The following is an 18,861-nucleotide window of genomic DNA, read 5'->3' on the forward strand; positions in this document are numbered from 1 at the left end:
CCGCCGTGCTCACCGACCCGCGCAGACCCCCGGCGACACTGCCCAGCCCCCGCGATCCCACGACGAGCATGCGGGCCGATTTCGCCAAGTCCAGAAGGACAGCGGCTGGGCTGCCCTCCCGGATAGTGGTGTGCACCGTGAGCGGTGAGTCGCCGACCGCCTTGGTTGCCAGTTCCGCTGCCCTGTCCAGACGCTGCTTCCCGACGTCCTCGAGATCCGTGAAGGCACCTGCCGAGAGGTTGATGCCGTCACCGTAGGTTCCGCGCCGCACCACAAGGGATGAAGCCAGCAGCAACGGAGCGCCGCGAACCACCGCATCGTGTGCCGCCCAACGCACCGCGTCGAGTGCATGGGCGGAGCCGTCGACGCCGACGACGATGGGAATGTCTACTCGCATGGTGGCTCCTGCCAGTGTGACCGGTCTCTGACCAGAATCTCTCAGCGACTGTTTTCTCGCCGAGACCTGTTCACCGAGAGCACGGTATCCACCTCACGCCGGGGAGTCTGCCGGGGAGCGCGGACCCCGACCGTGCCCAGGCGAACCAATGCCTGGGCATAAGAGGGCTCGGGGAGAAGGTTTCCGATCATCGCCCGGCTCTGCGGGACCTCGGTCACGTGGGTGAGCGGACAGGTGGCGACTTTGTTCACCGTTGCGTCGAGTAGTACGGCGGAAAGCGCTTCGCCACATCGCAACCAGTCCATCCGAGTGTCGGTTCCGGTGCTCAGCACCACCACGGTCGACTGATCGATCTGCGTCGAGTCGGCTCCGTGTGTGTCGGTGCCGGAGGGGAAGTTGCGGCCGATGCCGACGCGTGCCCGCTCCTCGGCGGTGGCCAGCGCGGTCGGTGGGATTCCTCCCGCAGGAATCGAATGACCCGCCCACCAATGCAATTCGGTGTGATACATCGCGTCGTAGCGTCGCGCAGCCGCCGTAAGTTCCGTCGCTTCTGCCAGCGTACGACGCGCGTCGGCGGGGAGCACGGTCAAGCGTGCGCCACGTCCGCGAACCATGTCGGACAGGGTGCCCGGACCCCAGGTCTTCAGGGGGTCGAACGCCCGTCGGTCCGAGTAGCGATGCCTCATCGCGGCCGCGAGGTCGAAGTCGTGCGATTGGGGGCGAGCATCATGCTGGAAGCGAATGGTCGCGAGATGGGGTGAGCGAGGGCCTTCGGGGAGACGAACGATCTCGGCTGTCCATCGCACCGCAGTGAGAGCGACCTGCAGATGATGGAGGGCCGCTCCGCAGCTGATCACCATTTGCCGACCGATGGGGTCCGCTGTTTTCAGGAGTCTTTCCGGATCGGTATGAAGTTCGAGGCGATCGTCGGTCAGCGTCCAGTGCCATGGCTGGCTGTTGTGGACCGACGGCGCTCGGCAGGCCAAGTCGACCGCGTGCCGCACCACATCAACACCGGGAATATCGACATTCATGGTCTGCTCCTCACCCACACGCTCGCCGACACCCCGACGGAATCGGCGCAACGCCCTTCCGTACCCATCCTCGTCCTCGCCTGGCCTCCGCGGGAGGGCCGATGGTCACCGCAGTGGGGGTCCGAGCGTCCCGGTGTGTCCCCTGCGTGGCCGGCGGGGCATCAACATTGCTGCCGCAAGGCACAGGATTCCGACAAGAATCGCTGCTGCACCCACACCGACGAGAGGCGTCGCGAGCCAGACACCGAGAAAAGCGACCAACCCTGCCACAGTCGCGCCGCACAGCACCGCAAGCGCCATCCCGGCCGGGTGCAGGTATCGAAGATCGTCGCCCTCCTGGCGGTGCTCACCGGTAAATGAGCTCTCGCGATGCTGTCCCACGATGTCCTCTCCGCTTCGCGCCGATAGGTGTGTCGGCTTCCATGACTACGGTCCGATAGCGGCGGGCCTTATTCCAGGGCCGAAGGTCACCGATTAGGCACCGTGGTCGTCGCCGGGTATGGGCGCTCGTGGACGAGTCGAGGACCGGAACGGAGAACGCACTTTGGAGCATCGATTGGCTCGCCCGACACGATGGGCGAGCCAATCCGCCTGCGCTTGCGTCTCCGGATCAGACGCGCACGAACAGGGCGGGATCGCTGCCCGGAACCTGCGCGACGAGGCCGCGGGCGACCAGGTGCCGCAGATGGGCCGCGCCCTCGGACAGCGCCATGTGCTTGCCCATCGGTGAGATGTCGGCCCACGGCTTGTACCACTTCATCCGTGCGGCCACATCCCACACGCTGAGCTGGTCGTCGCCGAACGCGTGGTGGAGGTGGTCGAGTCGTTCCTCGTGGTGTTCGATCAGCTCGCCGGCGCGACCCGCAACATCGTCGATCGGGATGCCGTGGGCGCCGAGACCGCGGGTGATCTCCATCTTCTGCACGCGGCGCAGCGAGTCGAAGAACTCGGCGAGGGCATCGCGCTCCTCGAGCGGGTAGACGAAGTTGCCGACATGCGGGGTCGTCTTCTGCAGCACGTGGTCACCGGTGAACATGACGTCGGCGTCTTCGAGATAGAAGCAGACGTGCCCGGGTGTGTGGCCGGGGGTGTAGACGGCGCGCAGCCCGCGGCCGGTGAGGGCGATCAGTTCGTCGTCGACGAGAACGCGGTCGGGAGCCGAACTCGGGCCCGTGGGCGGCTCGGTGGTCGCCGCCTGCTCGAACGCCGCTACCTCGTCCGCGCCGGCGCCGGCGCGGACCATGTTGAGGCGCTGAAACTCCAGCCACTCGTCGCTGCGACCCGAAGACATGTGCGCGAACAATTCGTGGTCGGACTCGTGCATCGCGATCCACGCACCCGACGCCTCCCGCACCCGTCCGCACAGCCCCGTGTGGTCGGGATGGAAGTGGGTGAGGACAACGCCCTCCACATCCTTCACGGAGTGGCCGATCTCCTCTAGCCCGGAGGTGAGCCCGGCCCAGGCGTTGTCGTCGTCCCAACCGGCGTCGACGAGGATCAGCCCACCCGGGGATTCCATCGCGTAGACCAGTGTGTGACCGAGGGGGTTGTCCGTAATAGGGACAGGTATCTGGAAGATGCCATCACCGATGGCCGCCGCACCATTCATCTGCTTTACCTCGCACTAGAAACTGCTCTTGGGTTCCGAAACCAAATCGGTCTATCACTCCTTCATAGCCGCTGCGGACCGGTCGCGAACAGCCGGGTCCCGTTTAGCGGGCGTTCAGACTTTTCTCGATCGCTCGATGCGCCGCGGACCGGCAAACGCTGTGGGATGCTCCCAACCGAGACGCTCGATCGAGATCAGCCTGCGACGGGGGACGACTGACATGACAGATCAGCACACGAAAACACGACGCCGCTGGTACACGAGCGGGGTGTGCGGCGCGGCCGTGGTCGGCGCATCCGCGCTGCTCGCGCCCAGTGTCGCCGTGGCCGCCCCGGCGCTGCCGGCGGGTTGCGTGCAGGGGTCGGGTAGTGCGGTGACGTGCACCTTCGCGTTCACCGGAGGTGCCCAGTCCTTCACGGTTCCGGAGGGCATTACCAGTCTGGACGTGACCGCTACGGGTGCTCGCGGTGGAAACGCCGGTTCCATTCTCGGCGGGGTCGGCGCTGTCGCAACGCGCACACTTCCCGTCACACCCGGCGACGCCCTGTATGTGCTCGTCGGCGGCAACGGTGGTGACGGCACGGGTGCGGCCGGGTTCAACGGCGGCGGCGTCGGTGGCACGGGTGCGGGCGGCGGTGGCGGTGCTTCCGACGTTCGGACGGGAACGGGTGAGCTGGCCGATCGGCAGATTGTCGCCTCGGGCGGCGGCGGTGCCGGAGACACCTACATCGGTGGCGGCGGCAACCTCGCTCCCAACGCGCCCGCAGGCCAGGCCGGTGGCGGGGGAGGAGCCGGTGGTGGGGGTCAGGCCGATGCGGGTGGTGTCGGCGGCAACGGTGGTGACAATCCCGACGGAGCTGCGGGCCTCGTCGGCGTCGGCGGAGCTGGGTCCGAGACCGGTGGCGGGGGAGGCGGCGGCTGGTTCGGCGGTGGCGGCGGCGCCGAGAACTTCGGTGGTGGCGGAGGCGGAGGCGGTTCGTCCTACGCGCCCGACGGGACCATCGGTGCGGCCGGTGTCGACGCCGTCTCGTCCGTGGTGATCACCTACGGGGCCGGCTCGGGAACCGGGTCGCTGGGCGGCTTGTTCGGTAGTAGCTGAACGACCACCGTCGCGGTAGTTCCGCCCTCGCAGCGGGCGGAAGTGACTGCGGCTCAATGACAACGGCAGCAGCCCGGACTTTTGTCCGGGCTGCTGCCGTTGGAAAACCGCTGGGTGATTACAAAACACGAACCGCCGAACTAGACAGCGACGGCGGTGGTTTCGTAGATCGATTCGATACGGCGTCTCGTCGCCTCGGGGGTCGTCTTCATGGCGAGGACGAGCTCGGAGATGACGAGCTGCATTGCGTGCTCGAGCTGGCGCTTCTCTCCGGCCGAGAGCGGCTTGGCCTGCGCACGCGTCATCAGGTCGCGGATCACTTCACTCACCGTGAAGATGCCACCGACGGTGATCTTCTCCTGGTTGGCCTTGAAGCGCCTGGACCAGTTGGACGGGTCGTCGATCGTCGGACCCTGCAGGATCTCGAAGACGCGGCCGACTTCGTCGTGATTGATCGCGTTGCGCACACCGATCGCCTCGGCTTTCGCCACCGGGATCTCGATCGACAGCCCATTCTGGGCGACTTCGAACTGCACGTATGCAGTGGGTAGATCGTTGAACATCCGGGTCGTGAGCTTCGTTACCGTCACGGACCCATGGTGCGGGTACAGGAAGATTTCACCGATATTGAGATTCATTGACTACCACCCTTCCCTGTCATTATGGCACACGCTGCCATATTGACAACCGGTGACCAGATGGGAACGATGACCGGTGAGTGCCCCTACTGATTGCGAGGGCCGTTGATGACCAGACTTGGAACCCTCCCCGTGTCGCCTGACCTGCCTGCAGGCCCGCTCGGGCTGCGTGAGCGGCGGCGTGTGCAGACGAGCGTGGAGATCAGCGAGGCCGCACTCACCCTGTTCGAGAGCAAGGGTGTCGAGGCCACGACGGTCGGTGAGATCGCGCAGGCGGCGGGAGTGTCTCAGCGAACCTTCTTCCGATACTTCGCCACCAAGGAAGAGGCCGCGCTCCGGGATCACTGGGCCTTCGAGGCGATCCTCGGCGCGGGGCTCGATCGGCTCGATTCCGACGTCTCACCGAGGCTCGCGCTGGAGGCGTCCTTCGCTGCGGCCCTCACGGTGTACTCGGACAGTTCGTCGATCGCCTGCCAGCGATTGTTGCGGGTGAACAGGATCATCAAGAAGGAGCCGACGCTGCGTGCGGTGCTGGCGCGGGCGAGCGTGGCGCGGAACGCGACTCTGGTCGATGCCGTGTCGAAGAGATTCGACTGTCCCGAACTGCAGATTCGACTGGCAGTCGATGTGTCGATCGCAGTACTTCGAGCCGCACTGGAAACGTGGGTGGACCGTTCCTCCACCGATGAGGCGGCGAATCTGCCCGAAACCTATTCCCTGGCACGGACACTCGCGTACACGTGATTGCGAGTTCGTCCCCGCCTCAGCTCACCCGGCGAGGAAGCTGAAGCGAACGCGGCGCACCGGGTTGTCGACGTTGGTGTCGACGAGGCACACGGATTGCCAGGTGCCAGTTGCGACCGCGCCGTCGATGACGGGCACCGACGCGTAGGGCGGCAGGAACGCCGGCAGCACGTGGTCGCGGCCGTGTCCGTGGCTGCCGTGGCTGTGCCTCCAGCGGTCGTCGCGGGGCAGCACGTCGTCGATTGCCCGTAGGAGGTCGTCGTCGCTGCCCGCGCCGGTTTCGATGACGACGAGCCCCGCCGTGGCGTGCGGCACCCACACATGCAGCAGACCATCGCCGGCACCGGCCGAGGCGAGGAACTTCTCGATCTCGCGGGTCAGGTCGTGCACCACCGGCTCAGCGCCGGTGCGCACCTCGATCTCTGTACTGAACATGGATCCGACGTTAGCGCGGGTGCCGGCGACATTCGATTCGAAGCGGAACGGCCCGCGCTGCTACTTGCGGCCGGCCGCCCACTTCATGCCCCAGCTGTAGGCCTTGTCGAGGTCGGCCTGGCTGCCTTCGATGTACTTCACTTCGCGCGTGACGGTGATGCCTTGTCCGGTGTTCTGCAGCATCGCGATGGCACATATGCGAGCGGAGCTGTTCGACGAGTCGAGTCGAACTTCCACCTCGGGTCCGCTGGTGGGGAAGAGGGTGACGACACCGTCCACGGCTGCCCAGTTGGGTGCGCCGTCGTAGATCATCGCGAAGATGAGGATGCGCTTGAACATCTCCGGGCGATCGAGGTTGATGTGCATGTTCTCGCCGCCGGTCACGGTTCCGGTGCGGTCGTCTGCGTCGAGCTTGATGTACGGGGCGTCCTGCAGCGATCCGAAGGTGTTGCCGAGTGCCTGGACCACGCCCTTCGATCCGTCGGCGAGTTCGTAGAGGCAGCCGAGGTCCAGGTCGATGCCGGTGCTTCCGCCCGCAGCTGCCGCGAGCTTCGCGAAGAAGCCGGTCTTCTTCGGTTGCGGCGCCACGCCAGTCGACCAGTTGAGGTTGACCCGCATCGCGCCCTGCCGCTCACCCGACTTGGTGAGGCTGACCGACGGTGCTGCCTTCGACAACGTCACCTTGCTAAGACTCACCCCGCCCTGCGGTGTGGCCGGAGTGGAGGGGCGACGGGTGTAGTCGATGGCCATGGGTAAACCTTCCGTTTGACGACCGGGCGCCGTGCCGGATCGCTGTCCGATTTGCACGGTTTCGGTCCAGGGTAGTCATACGTTCGAAACTGCCGGACTCGACCTACACCGGGATCGGCCAGTCAGCTCCGCTTGTTCCACTCGATTGCCGGGCACGTATCCATCACCATGGCCAGTCCCTTTTCGGTCGTGCGTCGGAACGCATCTTCGTCGATGACGCCGAGCTGGAACCACACGCCTTTAGCCCCCACCTGGACGGCTTGGTCGGCGAATTCCCCCGCAGCGTCGGACTGACGGAACACGTCCACCACATCGATGGGAAACGGCACGTCCGCGAGAGTGGGGTAACCCTGCTCGCCCAGCACCGTCGGGGCGGACGGGTGGATTGGGACGATGCGTTTGCCGCGTTCCTGTAGCAACTGAGCGATGCGGTACGCCGTCCGGTCCGGATTGCCGGAGAGTCCAACTATCGCCCACGTCTCCCAGTCGTCGAGCATCGACGAAACGGCGTCAGGGTTCTGCCATGGAGTGCTCATAGCCGCAAAGCTACTACTGGGGTGTCTCGAACAGGTGCCTCTGGAGGCATCCGGCTTCTTCGTGTATCTACCGTCCATCCGTGCTGAGCGCGTCGTAGAGTGCCATGACTTTAGAAGAGATGCTTCTTCTGGCGAGTGCGTTCGATCATGGACTGAACGATGTTGTTCGAAGCAATGAATGAGGTATCTCTTGCAGATAATCGACGACTCCATGCGATAATCCGGTCCGTCCAATCCGTCCGTACTTTACCGATTTCGAGTGACGGACGCCGGATCGTCAATCCGCTGGCCGGCGTGCAGTCCAGGATCGATACTCTTCCTAACAGTCCGCTACTGTCAGTCTGTTGCGGCGGAACTGAGTACGTGGAGGAACGGTTTATGGCGAATATCGCTTTGGGTACCGACGTCGCACCGGATTTTGACACACGCTTGCGCCGCGAGGCGATGAGATTTCTCGCAGTCCGCACGAATGACGGTCTCGATTCGATCAGCAGGCAGGAATTGCTTGACTTTTCTATCGACGGTGAGATGTTCCGACTAATGGATCCCACTCGCGGCATTCGAAAGCCACGTCAGCTTGCCTCCGCGTTGTCGATCAGTACCACGTATCGTCGCGCTGGTGAAGAACGACCGTATGAGGATACCGTCGGTGCAGATGGGCTCCTTCGCTACAAGTGGTCGGGAAAGGACCCCGAGAACATGGATAACCGGGGTCTTCGTGCGGCGATGGAGCTGAAGGTTCCGCTCATCTGGTTCTATGGCGTCGGTCCGAGCCGGTTTCAGCCGATCTACCCGGTATTCATTGTCGCCGAAGAAGCTGAGGCGCATCAATTCGTTGTCGCAACGGAAGTGGCGCGCGATTTGCACCGGACAGCATCGCCTGTGGAGGAGCATCTTCGCCGCTACATCGTGGCGGAGACCAAGCGGCGATTGCATCAGCCTGTCTTCCGGTCCACGGTGATGCGTGCCTATGACACCCGTTGTGCAGTTTGCGCGCTCGGGCACAGCGAGCTTCTCGATGCGGCACATATCGTTCCAGACTCTGACGAAGATGGGATCGCCTCCGTCCGAAATGGTCTTGCTATGTGCAAGATCCACCATGCAGCTTTCGATGCACACATTCTGGGTATCCGACCGGACCATGTTGTCGAAATTCGTCAGGATCTGCTGATAGAGATTGACGGACCGATGCTCGAATATGGGTTGAAGGAACGTCATGGTCAGAAGCTCATGGTAATTCCATCTGTGCGGGCCGAGCGGCCAGATAGAGAATTGCTAGAGGCCAGCTACCAAAAGTTCAGATCGGCGGGGTGACCGGTACCGATTCGGCTCAAATCTGTCGGATCCAGGTTCGCACGTCTGACCGCGTCGCTAGACCCATCGAAACGGAAGGGGATGCTTTCTGATCCGACGTCTGGGCGGCATAATCGAGGGGGCTGCGGACCCGAGAGTCTACGGACTCTGAGGAATGGTTGCCCAGTCGCAACTTTCCCTATGGCGGCGTAGAGCGTCGCGGTCCGGATGATGGTTTCGGTTCTCGGGCAGTCTTAAGAGCTTGCCCTCGTGATTTCCGTACTCGGTATGAATGAGGTCGGGTCCGACCCGTATCCGCAGGTCCTGGTCAATGGTTATACGTTGGAGGTCGAACAGGGTGTGAATATCGGCGCGAAGTAATAGCCCGTTGGTCACATGATTTGTGTGGACCCCGTAGTAGCGGTCGATGTGCGCGGCCTCCAATACGGCGAGAACCGTTGATCCAGTAACTGCGCAGGTGCTGCCGTAAGAATTGACCAAGGAGTCGCGGAATTGCCCCTGCCCTTGACGCACTGCGATGTCTCTCTGCGCGCGCTTGCGCAGATCGTCACCGGGCGCATAGACAGCGAGTCCGTCCGGAAAAGCCTCATCAAATGCGGGCTTCTTCTTGAACAGATCGCGCAAATACGCCCGTCCCTTCGGATCCTTCACCTCGATGCGGCCATTGCTTGCCGGCACCGTGATTCCGGCAGACGCGGCCATCTCCTTCCACCGTGGCTGTCGTACCGGTGTGGAGCTCTGCGGCTCTAATGTGAAGCGCCACCGGTATCCGCCGGTGGCCACATCGTGCCAATGCGCAGGTGGATGGGACGAATTCAATTCGAAGGTTGCGGATGTCGCGCGTGCCCATCCGATGAGACCTGTGCCCGCCATCCAGAAGAAGATGTCATCAGCCGGTTCGATCTTGGTGCGGGGTCGAGTATCCCAAAAGCCATCTTTCTGTGCGAGGTCCCAGTGATCTGGATACTCCTTAGAAATAACCAATACCCATGCATTCAACGCTCATGCGCCTATCCGGTATCGCACCGGGTGGAGGCATGTCCTGAAGCGGAAGCCTGTCGGGCCGTGCTCGTGTGCAGTATTCTCTTCGGTAACGCTGTGGCTCAGTTGGTTTCGCTCACCAGTGCGTGAAGAGCGTCTCGTGTCTCTTCGTCCGTCGAGTAAATGATTGTGCCCACCATTCCGCGGGTGAGGAGCACCTTGTAGACATTTCGCACCAATTCGTTGAATCGCACATCGCCGACCTTCCTCACGTTCCGCATGTCGGGGTCGCGGTTAGCTGAGCGGACAGTCTTGAAGTGGTCATCGCGCCACACGAGATCGGGCCCGAGGATTACGCCATTCCAGTCGTATTCGAATCCCTGCGCGGTGTAAATGCATCCGACTTGATTGAAGCCACCGTCCTCGGTGGCCCACAACGGTGCTGGGGGTGCATCTCCGATGCGTCTGTCGCTCTTGCTGTTCCACGGCCGTGACCAGTTACCAATCTGAACGTCGGCAGGTAGCGAGCCATCCTTGTTTGCGTCGCTCCATGGCCAGCAGTATCCGGCTGTCATTCGTGCGGTGTAGCCGCGCTCTTGCTGCTGCAAGAGGAGATGTTCTAGTTCTTGCGGTGTATCGGCAACGCGAACCGCGAACTGCGGATCGCCCCTCCAAGCGTACGGCCCACCCTCTACTAACCCGAGGAGGCGCTTCACCCAGAGCACGTACTCCTCACTGCCCCCGCAGCGAAATTGCTCGCCAAGATGGACGTGCTGTGTCTCGAGGCCGATGGACTTCGCGTGACGCTGGATTTGTTCGAGGGAACCCATTTCACCGGGACGAACCACCTGGTGCTCATCCAGGAGGAATACCGGAACGCGAGCAGCGGCGATCAGCTCGTCGATTTGAGGTCGGTCGGTTCGCAGTTCCGCCTTGGTATACCGGTCAACGGACGTTTCACGGATACGGTGGGCCTCGTCGAGAACGAGCACGTCGAGACCATTGCGATCTGCGGTCATGAACTGGTTAAAGTACTTGAACATCTTCTGCACTCGCGGGGCACGTGCCCCCGCGACCTTCCGGAGCGTCTGCGTGAAGGATCGGGATCCGGTCGCGTGCAGGACCGTCCGGCCACGGCGGGCAAGCTCGCCGACGAGAGACAGCGCAATCACGCTCTTGCCACTGCCCGGCCCGCCCGTGACGACGATGATGCGTTTGCCATCGTTGGCGCGCGCCTGCTCGACGGAATGCAGCACCAGGTCGACGGCGAGCTGTTGCTCGCCGAGGAGGTGGAACTGTGGCCGCTCTTGAACTTCCGCAGCGGCAACCTTGAGAAGCTGCTGAGAGGGAGCCACCGCTGAGCGGATGAGGGTGTCACCCGCCGTGTGACCTGTGGCGGCGGACAAACGCGATTTGAGGAACGCGATCATGTCGCCCCGATCCGCGGCTGTATATAGTCGTGCGGTCGTAGTTACGGGGAAAGCGCGTAGATCGGCGACTGCGCCAGGATCTGTGGCGTTGTGAAGGTACGCGATTCCTGCGAGCGCGTCAGGCTGATCTGCGAGCGCTTTTGCGAAGTCGGAGAGATAGTCACAGTATCCCTTCACCTGAGCGACGGGGTGCAGCTTCGGCCCTCCAGGCATACCTGGTACTTCTACGAGTTCCACGCTGTCCTCATAACGGTGGGCCGCTGACCACTGTTTGAGTTCAACGACCACATACGAGGGCGCCCCCGTTTTTGGGTGAGTGCCGGCGAGCACGACATCGGCCCGCTGTGAAGTCAGTGGAAGGTGATATTCGACGAGCATCTCCACACCGCCTAACCCTGCGTCGGCTAAGTCGCGGGCTAAAACTGGGAGACTGCGTCTCCAGGACTTCTGCTCAGCGTCGCTCGCCCGGTGACCGGTCCGAAACAGCATCTGCTCGAGAAGCTGTTCAGCCAAGGACTCGGGATGAGCCATGCCGACGATTCTGTCGGCAGAGGTACGAAGCAAGGTCACAGTGAGGTCCCCCGGGCAGCACGAATCAGTTCGTGCGGGTGGGGGCATGTCCGTGGCTGTGAGTCACAGCGGAAGTCCGTCGGGCCGCAACACACAGATTAGCTGAGTTGCATCTGCTGCTGGTGCAGCGGTGTCTCGCCAGCCGAATGCCCGCGAGTGCAAGCCGTGGCAGCTTCTTCCGAATGGCCAACACGTGATGTTCGCCTTATTGGTGGAAAGGCCTCGGCCTTTCCCGCTCGCAGCCCTAGGATATAGATCGACACTTCGTGAATGTAATTGCTAACGGAGTTAAGTCCGGGCCGCAAAGCACGAGGCGTGCTCATTATCTGGACGCATCTTTATTGAGCGTCACGAGCCCCGAGTTGGCCCGGCAGGTATGCGACTGAACAAGGAAGTCAACCGTCCGCACCGACGTCGGCCGAATATTCTCCGACACATCGGCCTCATTCGGGTTGTCGGGGCTGTCCTCGCCGGAACAAAAGCACGACGAATGGATGGAAGTCTGCCGCTACTTAAGGCCTTGACGTACGCGCGCGCCCAGTGCGAGACCACCGCCGAGACCGTTAACATGCGGGACGGGTCAAGCCGACGCAAGCAGCACGCGATACTGAATTACGGCTGTGCTCGTACGCTCTTGCCGTTGCTTGCGGCCAGCACGTTGCAGCACCACGCCAATTTCAGGTTCCCAGCTGTGTGTACTTCGTGGCCTTGCCCCGCGACTCCGCTTCGGGATACTTCTTGTCGTTCAACTCGACCTTCTTCCTCACGACTTCGGCGAGGTCGATGTCCAGGACCTCAGCGAGGCGCAGCAGGTAGATGAAGACATCGGCGACCTCTTCCTCGACATGCGCGCGCGCCTGCGCATCCTCCCCGACTGTTGCGCTTTGCTCGGGAGTCAGCCACTGAAAGATCTCGGTTAGCTCGCCGACTTCGCCGCTGAGCGCCATTACGAGGTTCTTTGGCGTGTGAAACTGGGACCAGTCTCGGCGCTCCGAGAAGTTCGACACTAGTGCCTGGAGGTCTTCGATTCCCATGCCGCAGTCTTATCACGCACTCCGGACGTGGCTCGGTGCACACGCGGAACCTCCCCGATGCGCGGTGTAGGGCACCAGTGGCGAGACCTGTGCCACTCGTAACCCTCCCGATGAGGAGGGTTGGGGTACTGGACTGGAACGGTGGTCGCCGTGCAGTGACATGATCCTCTCTATGAGTGCCGCACATTTCGACGCGAGCGATGAAGCCGCCCTCTATCTTGCTGCGCCGCCGCACACCCGCGAACAGGTACTGATGCGTCCCTGCCCGGTGCCGGCGAGTGCCGGCGTCTACGGCTGGTGGTTCCGTAAGTTGCCCGCCGACATCGAGACGTCTAGATGTGCGACGAAAGGCGGGCTCACGTTGTTGTACACAGGAATAAGTCCGAGCAAGCCGCCTACCAACGGTAAGCCGCCAAGTACCCAAAACATCCGCAAGCGGATCAACACTCACTGCACAGGAAACGCTGCTGGGTCGACTCTTCGACTGACCCTCGGCTCTCTAGTGGCAGAAGAGATCGGCATCGAGCTGCGACGCGTCGGTTCCGGAAACAGGTGCACGTTTCACACCGGAGAACCGGCTCTCTCGCAGTGGATGGCCGAGAACGCGCTCGTTTCGTGGATCGCACGCGATGCACCGTGGGAACTCGAGGACAAGTTGATCGCGACCTTAGACCTTCCGCTCAACCTGCACGGCAACTCACGCAATGCGTTCTACCCGCATCTCAAGGCGGCGCGAGCCGACGCGAAGCGTCGAGCGAGTGAGTTGCCGGTTCTCCCGAATCCTGGCATTGGCGGGCGGTAGGTGCACCGAGCCACCTTGTTCTGGGCACCGCGCAAAGTCGTACGTTAAGCATGGTGCGGTTCGTATCGTCGAACACCCCGCCAGAGAAGGGCACCGGACGGCAGCGCGGCGAATACGCCGTTCGCTGCCGCGGACGTCCGTCTCAGCAGCAGGGGCACTCCCGCCGAGTCTGCGATGTCTGAAAGATTCGGTCGTTCCAAGGCTCGATCGACGTGCTCGCGGATCGGGATACTGGCCGACTTGTCGAGATTGCATTGGCTATCGGCCGCGACCAGGTTGGCCACACCGTCTATCGGGATCATCGACCACGCCACCACGTGATCGATGTGGAGGTCGCCGGCCATCGGTCTGCGGCAATAGAAGCAGAGGTCGTCCTGATGATCGCGTAACGGCTCCGCCAGGGGGCGCAACGCATTGCGGTCCGTGCCGAACAGAAACCCGTCCAAATCTTCCGCGTCGAGCTCCGTGCGATTGAACGCCACGACGTCCCGGGCCCAGGCGGTACGGATGAAGGCGCGGAGAAGCGACGACGTACGACGCAGCCCCACGGGTATACCCGGTCGCAGCGTGATCGTGCCGATCTGATCGACTTCATCGACGGTCATCTTTTTGTGGAAATCCGAAGCCTCGAAGAGGAAGTCGTCACGGGTGTGTCGGGCGCGCACATGTGGGATCGTTTGCAGATGCGTGAGCGGTTGCTGCGCGACTGTGAGTCTCAGTGAACGGATAAGTTTCACGTACTCCGGATGCTCGGCTTCCCGAGCAGCTTCGGCGGTCCTCAGACCGGAGGCCGCAAGCTGCGTGCGGACGTCGGCTATACGGTCCGGCACCGATCGTCCGCTCTTGGTTTGAGACAGCCGGCCACCATTGTGGAAGACGCGAACCTGTGGCCAGTAATACGCGACCATCCGGTGGGTAATCTCGTCGATCGGAACCATGAGGCTGCCGTCCGGTGCGGCTGTGTTCTCGACGCAAATGTCGACGAGTGCGAGAAGCGTCGCCAGTTTGTACGTCGATTCGCGGCGTCCGGACTCGAGAAGCTGCACTACACGTCCGGCTACGTCGACCGGGTCGAGCTGTGTCACTCGGATCACGTTACGCCCACGAGGTGCAATGAATCTTGGTTGGTCGACCTCAGCCATCCTCCCGCTGTGGCTGCTTGTATCTGAAAGATACGGTCACACGACCGATACCGCGACAGCCTCGCGCGTGTTATCAACGTGAGTGGTAAACGAACTGTCGCGCGTTCGATCGAAATCGGGGCAGGTTCGATTAGTCCACTCGTTGGTCGCACCATCACTTTCTATTTCATCCACGTCGCCGAAGGAACCCCATGACTCAGCCTCCGAACCCCTATGGTGACCAAACGCAGCAGCATTATGGGCAGCAGCCGTTCGCCCATCCAGCCCAAAACTTCGGCCAGGGGTCAGGGCTGCAACAGCCCGCGGCATACGGTTATCACCCGGTAACGGGATTGCCGTATTCGCACAAAACGAAGCTCGCCGCCGGACTCCTAAGTCTCTTCTTCGGCTACTTCGGTGCGGGACGCTTCTACGCCGGACACACGGGCCTCGGATTCGCGATGCTGATTGTGAACATCGTGCTCACAATCGTCTCCCTCGGGATGTGGCTCTTCGTCGCGTGGGTTTGGCCGCTCATCGACGGCATCGTGCTCCTGGCCGGCGAACCGAAGGACAAGAACGGACTCCCATTGCGGTAGCACGTTGGATGGAGCAATACCTTCCGAATGCCGCGTTCGCCCTCCTATCTAACGCATGAGATGGCGGCACCTCTAGGCCACCTTCTTCCAAGGTAACGGCAACAACGGGTCCCGGCGGTAAGGGTTTGTGCAGGAACATCTAAACGGGTCGACCACACCGCTTCGCGCCACCCATTCGTGCTTGCAGGAGCGTCAGTCCACTCTCACCACAACCGGGTCGGGCACGGAGCGTACCCAGGGAGCGCCTGTCCTCCGGGTTGAGCATCGTGGCAACGTCGATCAACGTATGCAGGACGACGAACTCTATGACGGGGCAGAGCATAGAGCTCGACTGGCATGCCAGGGCTTTCGCTGTGCTGTTGTGGCGGCCCTTTACTGCCTGGAGCGGCATCTATAAGATTGCTTATAGAAGAGGTGCGGGTTATGACGATCATGATCGACCGGGACCGGTTGTTCTCCAGCATGGCCGAGAACCGCGCGCGTGAGGTGGTCGCGCATATCGGATTCCTCCGTAACCTGCGGCAACTGTACGAGGGTGGAGTCACCCAGACACGGTTGGCGGAGGTCAACGGCGTCAGCCAGCCCGCGATCAGCCAGATGCTCCAGCGCGCCCGAATCGAGGCCCCGGATGTCCGTCCGGGCACCCACGGCGGCACCGCCTACGAGGTCGCCGCGCGGTGCGCGGCCGGTGAGATCGATCCGGCGACGATGCGCGCCGAGCTGATCGGCTGGGAGTACGACAAGCCCCTAGCTTCGACCGGTTACCCGGACGTCGACGACGTCCGCCCCCACACGGAGGGTGGCTTCAATCACCAGGTCGGTCGCGCGCTGACCCACGGATTCCTCACCGACGAGGACTACGACCTGATCCTCGACGCACTGGCCGACTGACCTGTGCCGACCCGCGAATTCGAGGATCGCCGTGCCTTGCTCGCCTCGCTGTCCACCCCGGGTGCCCGCTGACGATCGATGCCCCCCACGCCACGGTCAATGACCGCTGGTACTTCCGCCGGATCGACGGCGAACCGATCCCCACTCGGGCACGGTTGCGTCTGCATGAGCGGATCCTCGCGGACTGGCGTGCATCGCGCACACAGGTGCGCCGCGACCGGGTGGGGATTCTCATGGCCGGTCCGCCCGGCGCCGGGAAATCCACCGCACGAGTTCATCTGGGGGGAGCACCCGCTGGCGTGGCGGCATCTGGATGCGGACGAGTTCAAACTCCGCCTCCTCGCGGCGGCTGACGCCGATGGCTCACTGCAGCAGTTGCTGCCCGAGGAGTTTCGCGCGGCGCCGGGGCAGCCGAGCCGGTTCTACCCGAACGAGCTGTCCGCACTCGTGCACATCGAATCGAACCTGCTGCTCGAAACAGCTGTTGCGCTCGTTGTCGGTGGGGGAGAACGTGATCATCGACGGCACAATGGCCTGGAAGCCGTTGGCGACCGAGCTGGTGTCCCGCCTCGAGCGCGAGCGCTACACAATCCACATCGCCGACGTCGAAGCCTCCGGGAGATTGCTACCGCCCGGATCGTGCACCGATGGCAGCAGGGCTTCACTGCCGCTCTGCACGCGTCAAAGGACGACCCGGCGGCGCGGATGGGTGGGCGGTGGCTTCCAAACTCGGCCGTCGATCGTCTGTTCACGGAAAATCGGCTGCCCGACGGCAAACCGCTCCACGGCAGGTCCGTTAGTGAGCTAAACGGCCGGGAGGTCAGCGAGGAATCGCCGGCCGTCACCCGCTACGACCTGTACCACACCCTCGCGGTGGACCGTGGACCACAGCACATCGAACGCCGTGAACGCGCGGCGGTTGGACAGTGGGAACGAACATGGGGCGAAACGGACACGCAGGACCGCGAGTGTGCAGACCGAATACCGGAGCCCGAGATCGACAATCGGTAGCAGACCACGGGTTCGTGATGCGCTCGCGCGTTCCGCGGCATCCCGGCGCGGGTGATGCGGGGCGGAAGGGGAGGCGTTGAACGCCTCCTGGGGGCGATAGGCTCGGATCGGGATCTGGTCGACGAACCGAACCCACTGCGGCGGGTCGTCGACGCGCTCATCGACAGCGACGCCAGCTGCAGTGCTGCCACCCTCCCGTCGGCCGATTCCGTCAGGTTCTTCACATCGAGGTCTCCCAACGACGGCCCGCCCAGATGCCCAAGGAAACTGCGCGACTCGGAGGGAGTGCAGTCGTACAACGTCGTCGCGCCGGACTGGACGCGACGTTCGGGAAAAATTCGGCTCGTCAGCGGCCGGACGTATCGACGCCCGCCGCTTGACGAGTCAACGCCACTGTCGCCACCCGCAACTGGTCGGGGGATTCGAGTGGCTCCGCGTACCCGACTCGTGTCATGGCGGCGCCGCGCGGGGTGACGACGCGCAGGTCCAATCCATACCGATCGGCGCCCTCACACGTGGCGGTGGTGGCGTCCGGGAAACCACCGAGCGCCTGGGCCATCGACAGCAGCGCGTCGGCGTGGTCGGCGTTGAGGTGTTCGACCGCGCGGCCGGCGTGCGGGGTGACCGGGTCCGGGGATGCGTTCACGTACGCCTCGGCGGTGGCCGAGTCCATCCGCCCGTATCCGCCGACCCACCGCACGCGCTGGACGCGCAGCACCCAGAGGGCGAAGTCGCTGAAGTCGATGTAGACGTGCGCGGCCGGGATGGCTGCCAAATGCGCCTCGCGTGCGGCGGCGAGCTCGTCGCCCTCAGGTCGTTCGACAAACCCGGCGAGAGTGATGCGGGTGCTGGCCAACGGATCAGCCGGTGGGTTGGGTGCGACGATCGCGATGCTGGCCCGCGGATCGTGCGCGAGGTTGCGGCCGTGCTCGGCCATGTGCGACACGCACAGCACGGGGGAGCCGCCCAGCAGACCGTAGGTCACGAACGACGCCCAGGGATCACCGTTGGCGGTGAGGCTCGCGAGGGTGCCGATGTTGGTCGAGGCGGCCACCGTCCGGGCTTCCTCGGCCGCGGAGGGGCGGGCCGGATTGACGACCTCTGCCAGCGGCGGCGGCACAGTGGGGGCGTCGCCCGGATCTCCGTGATCTAAGTTGGTCATTCCCGAACGGTACGCCCGCGTCGAATCTTCGCTCACCATGCCTCGAACCGCGCGTGGACGTCGGCGCTGAGGGTGATGTTCTCCGGCTTGAGCGCGATGGCCTCGTTCGACCCGCCGGCGGCGAAGGCGCGGGCCCCCACATAGGACGACCCGGCGTCGACTCCGAGCATGCCGGGGTCGGCGATCGCGACGGGGTGAACGGTGTTGCGGCCCAGACTGCGGGCGTAGGTTTCGGCCTTCGACTGCGCGTCGCGGATGGCGAGTTCCCGCACCTGCACGATGCGGGCCGCCCGACTCTTGCTGGTGAGCGCCCAGTCGAAGTTTCCGACGTTCACGCCTTCGAGCGTCGACACCGAATCGACGAAACCGCCGACAGCGCCCAACTGGCTGAACTTCACTTCCAACGCGGCCTCCGCCCGGTACACATACGGCAGCTGGAGACCGTCCTTGTTGTACGGGCGGTGCCGCGAATGTCGTACCTGATCGAGCGACCACCAGTTGATCGGACCGTGGTGGCTGTCGAACTGCGCGTTGATCAGCTCGGTGAGCCGGCTGACGGTGGCCGAGGCCGCCTTCACCGACCGTTCCACGTCGCCCGACTCGATGCGGACGACGATCGTCACAGTGCACCGCTCGGGCGCAAACGTGGCCTCACCGTGGCCGGCGACGGTGACGACAACAGGGCTCGTATGCATGAGAAGGAG

21 protein-coding genes are annotated in these 18,861 nt (G+C 63.4%); 7 read left to right on the forward strand and 14 right to left on the reverse strand.

What is annotated here, in order from left to right; genetic code table 11:
• The 4 genes from ACH49N_RS21035 to ACH49N_RS21050 form a co-directional block, all read right to left on the reverse strand.
• Positions 1-397, reverse strand: a 397-nt coding sequence (locus tag ACH49N_RS21035; protein WP_358276754.1) for a universal stress protein, incomplete at its 3' end; no start/stop codon positions are given.
• A gap of 41 nt (positions 398-438) precedes the next feature.
• Positions 439-1,431: an Acg family FMN-binding oxidoreductase gene (locus ACH49N_RS21040; protein WP_358276753.1), complete on the reverse strand. Its 993-nt coding sequence runs from the start codon at positions 1,429-1,431 to the stop codon at positions 439-441.
• Between the two features lie 105 nt (positions 1,432-1,536).
• Positions 1,537-1,812 carry a hypothetical protein gene (locus ACH49N_RS21045; RefSeq protein ID WP_397504758.1) on the reverse strand — a complete coding sequence of 92 codons (276 nt, stop codon included), beginning with the start codon at positions 1,810-1,812 and terminating at the stop codon, positions 1,537-1,539.
• A gap of 229 nt (positions 1,813-2,041) precedes the next feature.
• Positions 2,042-3,040 carry an MBL fold metallo-hydrolase gene (locus ACH49N_RS21050; protein WP_159920930.1) on the reverse strand — a complete coding sequence of 333 codons (999 nt, stop codon included), beginning with the start codon at positions 3,038-3,040 and terminating at the stop codon, positions 2,042-2,044.
• 220 nt (positions 3,041-3,260) lie between these two features.
• Here ACH49N_RS21050 and ACH49N_RS21055 point away from each other — a divergent pair, with 220 nt between their 5' ends.
• On the forward strand, positions 3,261-4,139 hold the full coding sequence (locus ACH49N_RS21055) for a glycine-rich protein (RefSeq protein ID WP_358276752.1): 879 nt from the start codon (positions 3,261-3,263) through the stop codon (positions 4,137-4,139).
• A 140-nt stretch (positions 4,140-4,279) separates the two neighbouring features.
• On the opposite strand, the gene ACH49N_RS21060 is transcribed toward ACH49N_RS21055, so the two are convergent.
• Positions 4,280-4,777: a CarD family transcriptional regulator gene (locus ACH49N_RS21060; protein WP_109328434.1), complete on the reverse strand. Its 498-nt coding sequence runs from the start codon at positions 4,775-4,777 to the stop codon at positions 4,280-4,282.
• Between the two features lie 108 nt (positions 4,778-4,885).
• Between ACH49N_RS21060 and ACH49N_RS21065 the strand changes: the two genes are divergently transcribed.
• Positions 4,886-5,521 carry a TetR family transcriptional regulator gene (locus tag ACH49N_RS21065; RefSeq protein WP_358276751.1) on the forward strand — a complete coding sequence of 212 codons (636 nt, stop codon included), beginning with the start codon at positions 4,886-4,888 and terminating at the stop codon, positions 5,519-5,521.
• 24 nt (positions 5,522-5,545) lie between these two features.
• On the opposite strand, the gene ACH49N_RS21070 is transcribed toward ACH49N_RS21065, so the two are convergent.
• The 3 genes from ACH49N_RS21070 to ACH49N_RS21080 all read right to left on the reverse strand — a co-directional run bounded on the left by ACH49N_RS21070 (position 5,546) and on the right by ACH49N_RS21080 (position 7,242).
• Entirely contained in the window at positions 5,546-5,956 is a 411-nt protein-coding gene (locus ACH49N_RS21070; RefSeq protein ID WP_358276750.1) for a secondary thiamine-phosphate synthase enzyme YjbQ, read from the reverse strand.
• A 60-nt stretch (positions 5,957-6,016) separates the two neighbouring features.
• Positions 6,017-6,706 (reverse strand): tellurium resistance protein, encoded by a 690-nt coding sequence (locus ACH49N_RS21075; RefSeq protein WP_358276749.1) that lies wholly within the window; start codon positions 6,704-6,706, stop codon positions 6,017-6,019.
• 122 nt (positions 6,707-6,828) lie between these two features.
• Positions 6,829-7,242, reverse strand: a complete 414-nt coding sequence (locus ACH49N_RS21080) for a CoA-binding protein (protein ID WP_358276748.1) — start codon at positions 7,240-7,242, stop codon at positions 6,829-6,831.
• A gap of 378 nt (positions 7,243-7,620) precedes the next feature.
• Here ACH49N_RS21080 and ACH49N_RS21085 point away from each other — a divergent pair, with 378 nt between their 5' ends.
• Positions 7,621-8,556, forward strand: a complete 936-nt coding sequence (locus ACH49N_RS21085) for an HNH endonuclease (RefSeq protein ID WP_236603429.1) — start codon at positions 7,621-7,623, stop codon at positions 8,554-8,556.
• A gap of 138 nt (positions 8,557-8,694) precedes the next feature.
• On the opposite strand, the gene ACH49N_RS21090 is transcribed toward ACH49N_RS21085, so the two are convergent.
• The 3 genes from ACH49N_RS21090 to ACH49N_RS21100 form a co-directional block, all read right to left on the reverse strand.
• A complete protein-coding gene (locus ACH49N_RS21090) occupies positions 8,695-9,555 on the reverse strand; it encodes an HNH endonuclease (RefSeq protein ID WP_358276747.1) in 861 nt (286 codons plus the stop codon).
• A 104-nt stretch (positions 9,556-9,659) separates the two neighbouring features.
• Complete coding sequence (locus tag ACH49N_RS21095) at positions 9,660-11,537, reverse strand: DUF2075 domain-containing protein (RefSeq protein WP_358276746.1); 1,878 nt, start codon at positions 11,535-11,537, stop codon at positions 9,660-9,662.
• Positions 11,538-12,214: 677 nt separating this feature from the next.
• Positions 12,215-12,571: a nucleotide pyrophosphohydrolase gene (locus ACH49N_RS21100; RefSeq protein WP_358276745.1), complete on the reverse strand. Its 357-nt coding sequence runs from the start codon at positions 12,569-12,571 to the stop codon at positions 12,215-12,217.
• A 172-nt stretch (positions 12,572-12,743) separates the two neighbouring features.
• Here ACH49N_RS21100 and ACH49N_RS21105 point away from each other — a divergent pair, with 172 nt between their 5' ends.
• Positions 12,744-13,373, forward strand: a complete 630-nt coding sequence (locus tag ACH49N_RS21105; protein WP_358276744.1) for a GIY-YIG nuclease family protein — start codon at positions 12,744-12,746, stop codon at positions 13,371-13,373.
• Between the two features lie 44 nt (positions 13,374-13,417).
• Here the strand turns inward: ACH49N_RS21105 and ACH49N_RS21110 are convergent, their stop codons facing one another.
• Positions 13,418-14,458 (reverse strand): HNH endonuclease, encoded by a 1,041-nt coding sequence (locus ACH49N_RS21110; RefSeq protein WP_358276743.1) that lies wholly within the window; start codon positions 14,456-14,458, stop codon positions 13,418-13,420.
• Between the two features lie 248 nt (positions 14,459-14,706).
• On the opposite strand from ACH49N_RS21110, the gene ACH49N_RS21115 reads away from it, so the two are divergent.
• The 3 genes from ACH49N_RS21115 to ACH49N_RS21125 all read left to right on the forward strand — a co-directional run bounded on the left by ACH49N_RS21115 (position 14,707) and on the right by ACH49N_RS21125 (position 16,995).
• Positions 14,707-15,093, forward strand: a complete 387-nt coding sequence (locus tag ACH49N_RS21115; protein WP_358276742.1) for a TM2 domain-containing protein — start codon at positions 14,707-14,709, stop codon at positions 15,091-15,093.
• Between the two features lie 423 nt (positions 15,094-15,516).
• A complete protein-coding gene (locus tag ACH49N_RS21120) occupies positions 15,517-15,984 on the forward strand; it encodes a hypothetical protein (protein ID WP_358276741.1) in 468 nt (155 codons plus the stop codon).
• Between the two features lie 165 nt (positions 15,985-16,149).
• The gene (locus tag ACH49N_RS21125; protein WP_358276740.1) at positions 16,150-16,995 is read left to right on the forward strand and encodes a hypothetical protein; all 846 of its coding nucleotides are present in this window, start codon (positions 16,150-16,152) and stop codon (positions 16,993-16,995) included.
• A 346-nt stretch (positions 16,996-17,341) separates the two neighbouring features.
• Here the strand turns inward: ACH49N_RS21125 and ACH49N_RS21130 are convergent, their stop codons facing one another.
• Together ACH49N_RS21130 and ACH49N_RS21135 are read right to left on the reverse strand one after the other, a co-directional pair.
• Positions 17,342-18,157 (reverse strand): DUF2470 domain-containing protein, encoded by an 816-nt coding sequence (locus ACH49N_RS21130; protein ID WP_358276739.1) that lies wholly within the window; start codon positions 18,155-18,157, stop codon positions 17,342-17,344.
• A 32-nt stretch (positions 18,158-18,189) separates the two neighbouring features.
• Entirely contained in the window at positions 18,190-18,852 is a 663-nt protein-coding gene (locus ACH49N_RS21135) for an SIMPL domain-containing protein (RefSeq protein WP_358276738.1), read from the reverse strand.
• Positions 18,853-18,861: the final 9 nt, after the last annotated feature.

The organism is Rhodococcus sp. NPDC019647, from assembly GCF_044389235.1.
GTDB classification, from domain to species: Bacteria; Actinomycetota; Actinomycetes; order Mycobacteriales; family Mycobacteriaceae; genus Rhodococcus_F; species Rhodococcus_F oxybenzonivorans.

What these genes read in the sequence shown, in the direction of transcription:
- ACH49N_RS21040 (WP_358276753.1), bottom strand. Translation starts at nt 1,431, where the DNA reads ATGAATGTCGATATTCCCGGTGTTGATGTGGTGCGGCACGCGGTCGAC.
- ACH49N_RS21050 (WP_159920930.1), bottom strand. Translation starts at nt 3,040, where the DNA reads ATGAATGGTGCGGCGGCCATCGGTGATGGCATCTTCCAGATACCTGTC.
- ACH49N_RS21055 (WP_358276752.1), top strand. Translation starts at nt 3,261, where the DNA reads ATGACAGATCAGCACACGAAAACACGACGCCGCTGGTACACGAGCGGG.
- ACH49N_RS21060 (WP_109328434.1), bottom strand. Translation starts at nt 4,777, where the DNA reads ATGAATCTCAATATCGGTGAAATCTTCCTGTACCCGCACCATGGGTCC.
- ACH49N_RS21065 (WP_358276751.1), top strand. Translation starts at nt 4,886, where the DNA reads ATGACCAGACTTGGAACCCTCCCCGTGTCGCCTGACCTGCCTGCAGGC.
- ACH49N_RS21070 (WP_358276750.1), bottom strand. Translation starts at nt 5,956, where the DNA reads ATGTTCAGTACAGAGATCGAGGTGCGCACCGGCGCTGAGCCGGTGGTG.
- ACH49N_RS21075 (WP_358276749.1), bottom strand. Translation starts at nt 6,706, where the DNA reads ATGGCCATCGACTACACCCGTCGCCCCTCCACTCCGGCCACACCGCAG.
- ACH49N_RS21080 (WP_358276748.1), bottom strand. Translation starts at nt 7,242, where the DNA reads ATGAGCACTCCATGGCAGAACCCTGACGCCGTTTCGTCGATGCTCGAC.
- ACH49N_RS21085 (WP_236603429.1), top strand. Translation starts at nt 7,621, where the DNA reads ATGGCGAATATCGCTTTGGGTACCGACGTCGCACCGGATTTTGACACA.
- ACH49N_RS21100 (WP_358276745.1), bottom strand. Translation starts at nt 12,571, where the DNA reads ATGGGAATCGAAGACCTCCAGGCACTAGTGTCGAACTTCTCGGAGCGC.
- ACH49N_RS21105 (WP_358276744.1), top strand. Translation starts at nt 12,744, where the DNA reads ATGAGTGCCGCACATTTCGACGCGAGCGATGAAGCCGCCCTCTATCTT.
- ACH49N_RS21115 (WP_358276742.1), top strand. Translation starts at nt 14,707, where the DNA reads ATGACTCAGCCTCCGAACCCCTATGGTGACCAAACGCAGCAGCATTAT.
- ACH49N_RS21120 (WP_358276741.1), top strand. Translation starts at nt 15,517, where the DNA reads ATGACGATCATGATCGACCGGGACCGGTTGTTCTCCAGCATGGCCGAG.
- ACH49N_RS21125 (WP_358276740.1), top strand. Translation starts at nt 16,150, where the DNA reads ATGAGCGGATCCTCGCGGACTGGCGTGCATCGCGCACACAGGTGCGCC.
- ACH49N_RS21130 (WP_358276739.1), bottom strand. Translation starts at nt 18,157, where the DNA reads ATGACCAACTTAGATCACGGAGATCCGGGCGACGCCCCCACTGTGCCG.
- ACH49N_RS21135 (WP_358276738.1), bottom strand. Translation starts at nt 18,852, where the DNA reads ATGCATACGAGCCCTGTTGTCGTCACCGTCGCCGGCCACGGTGAGGCC.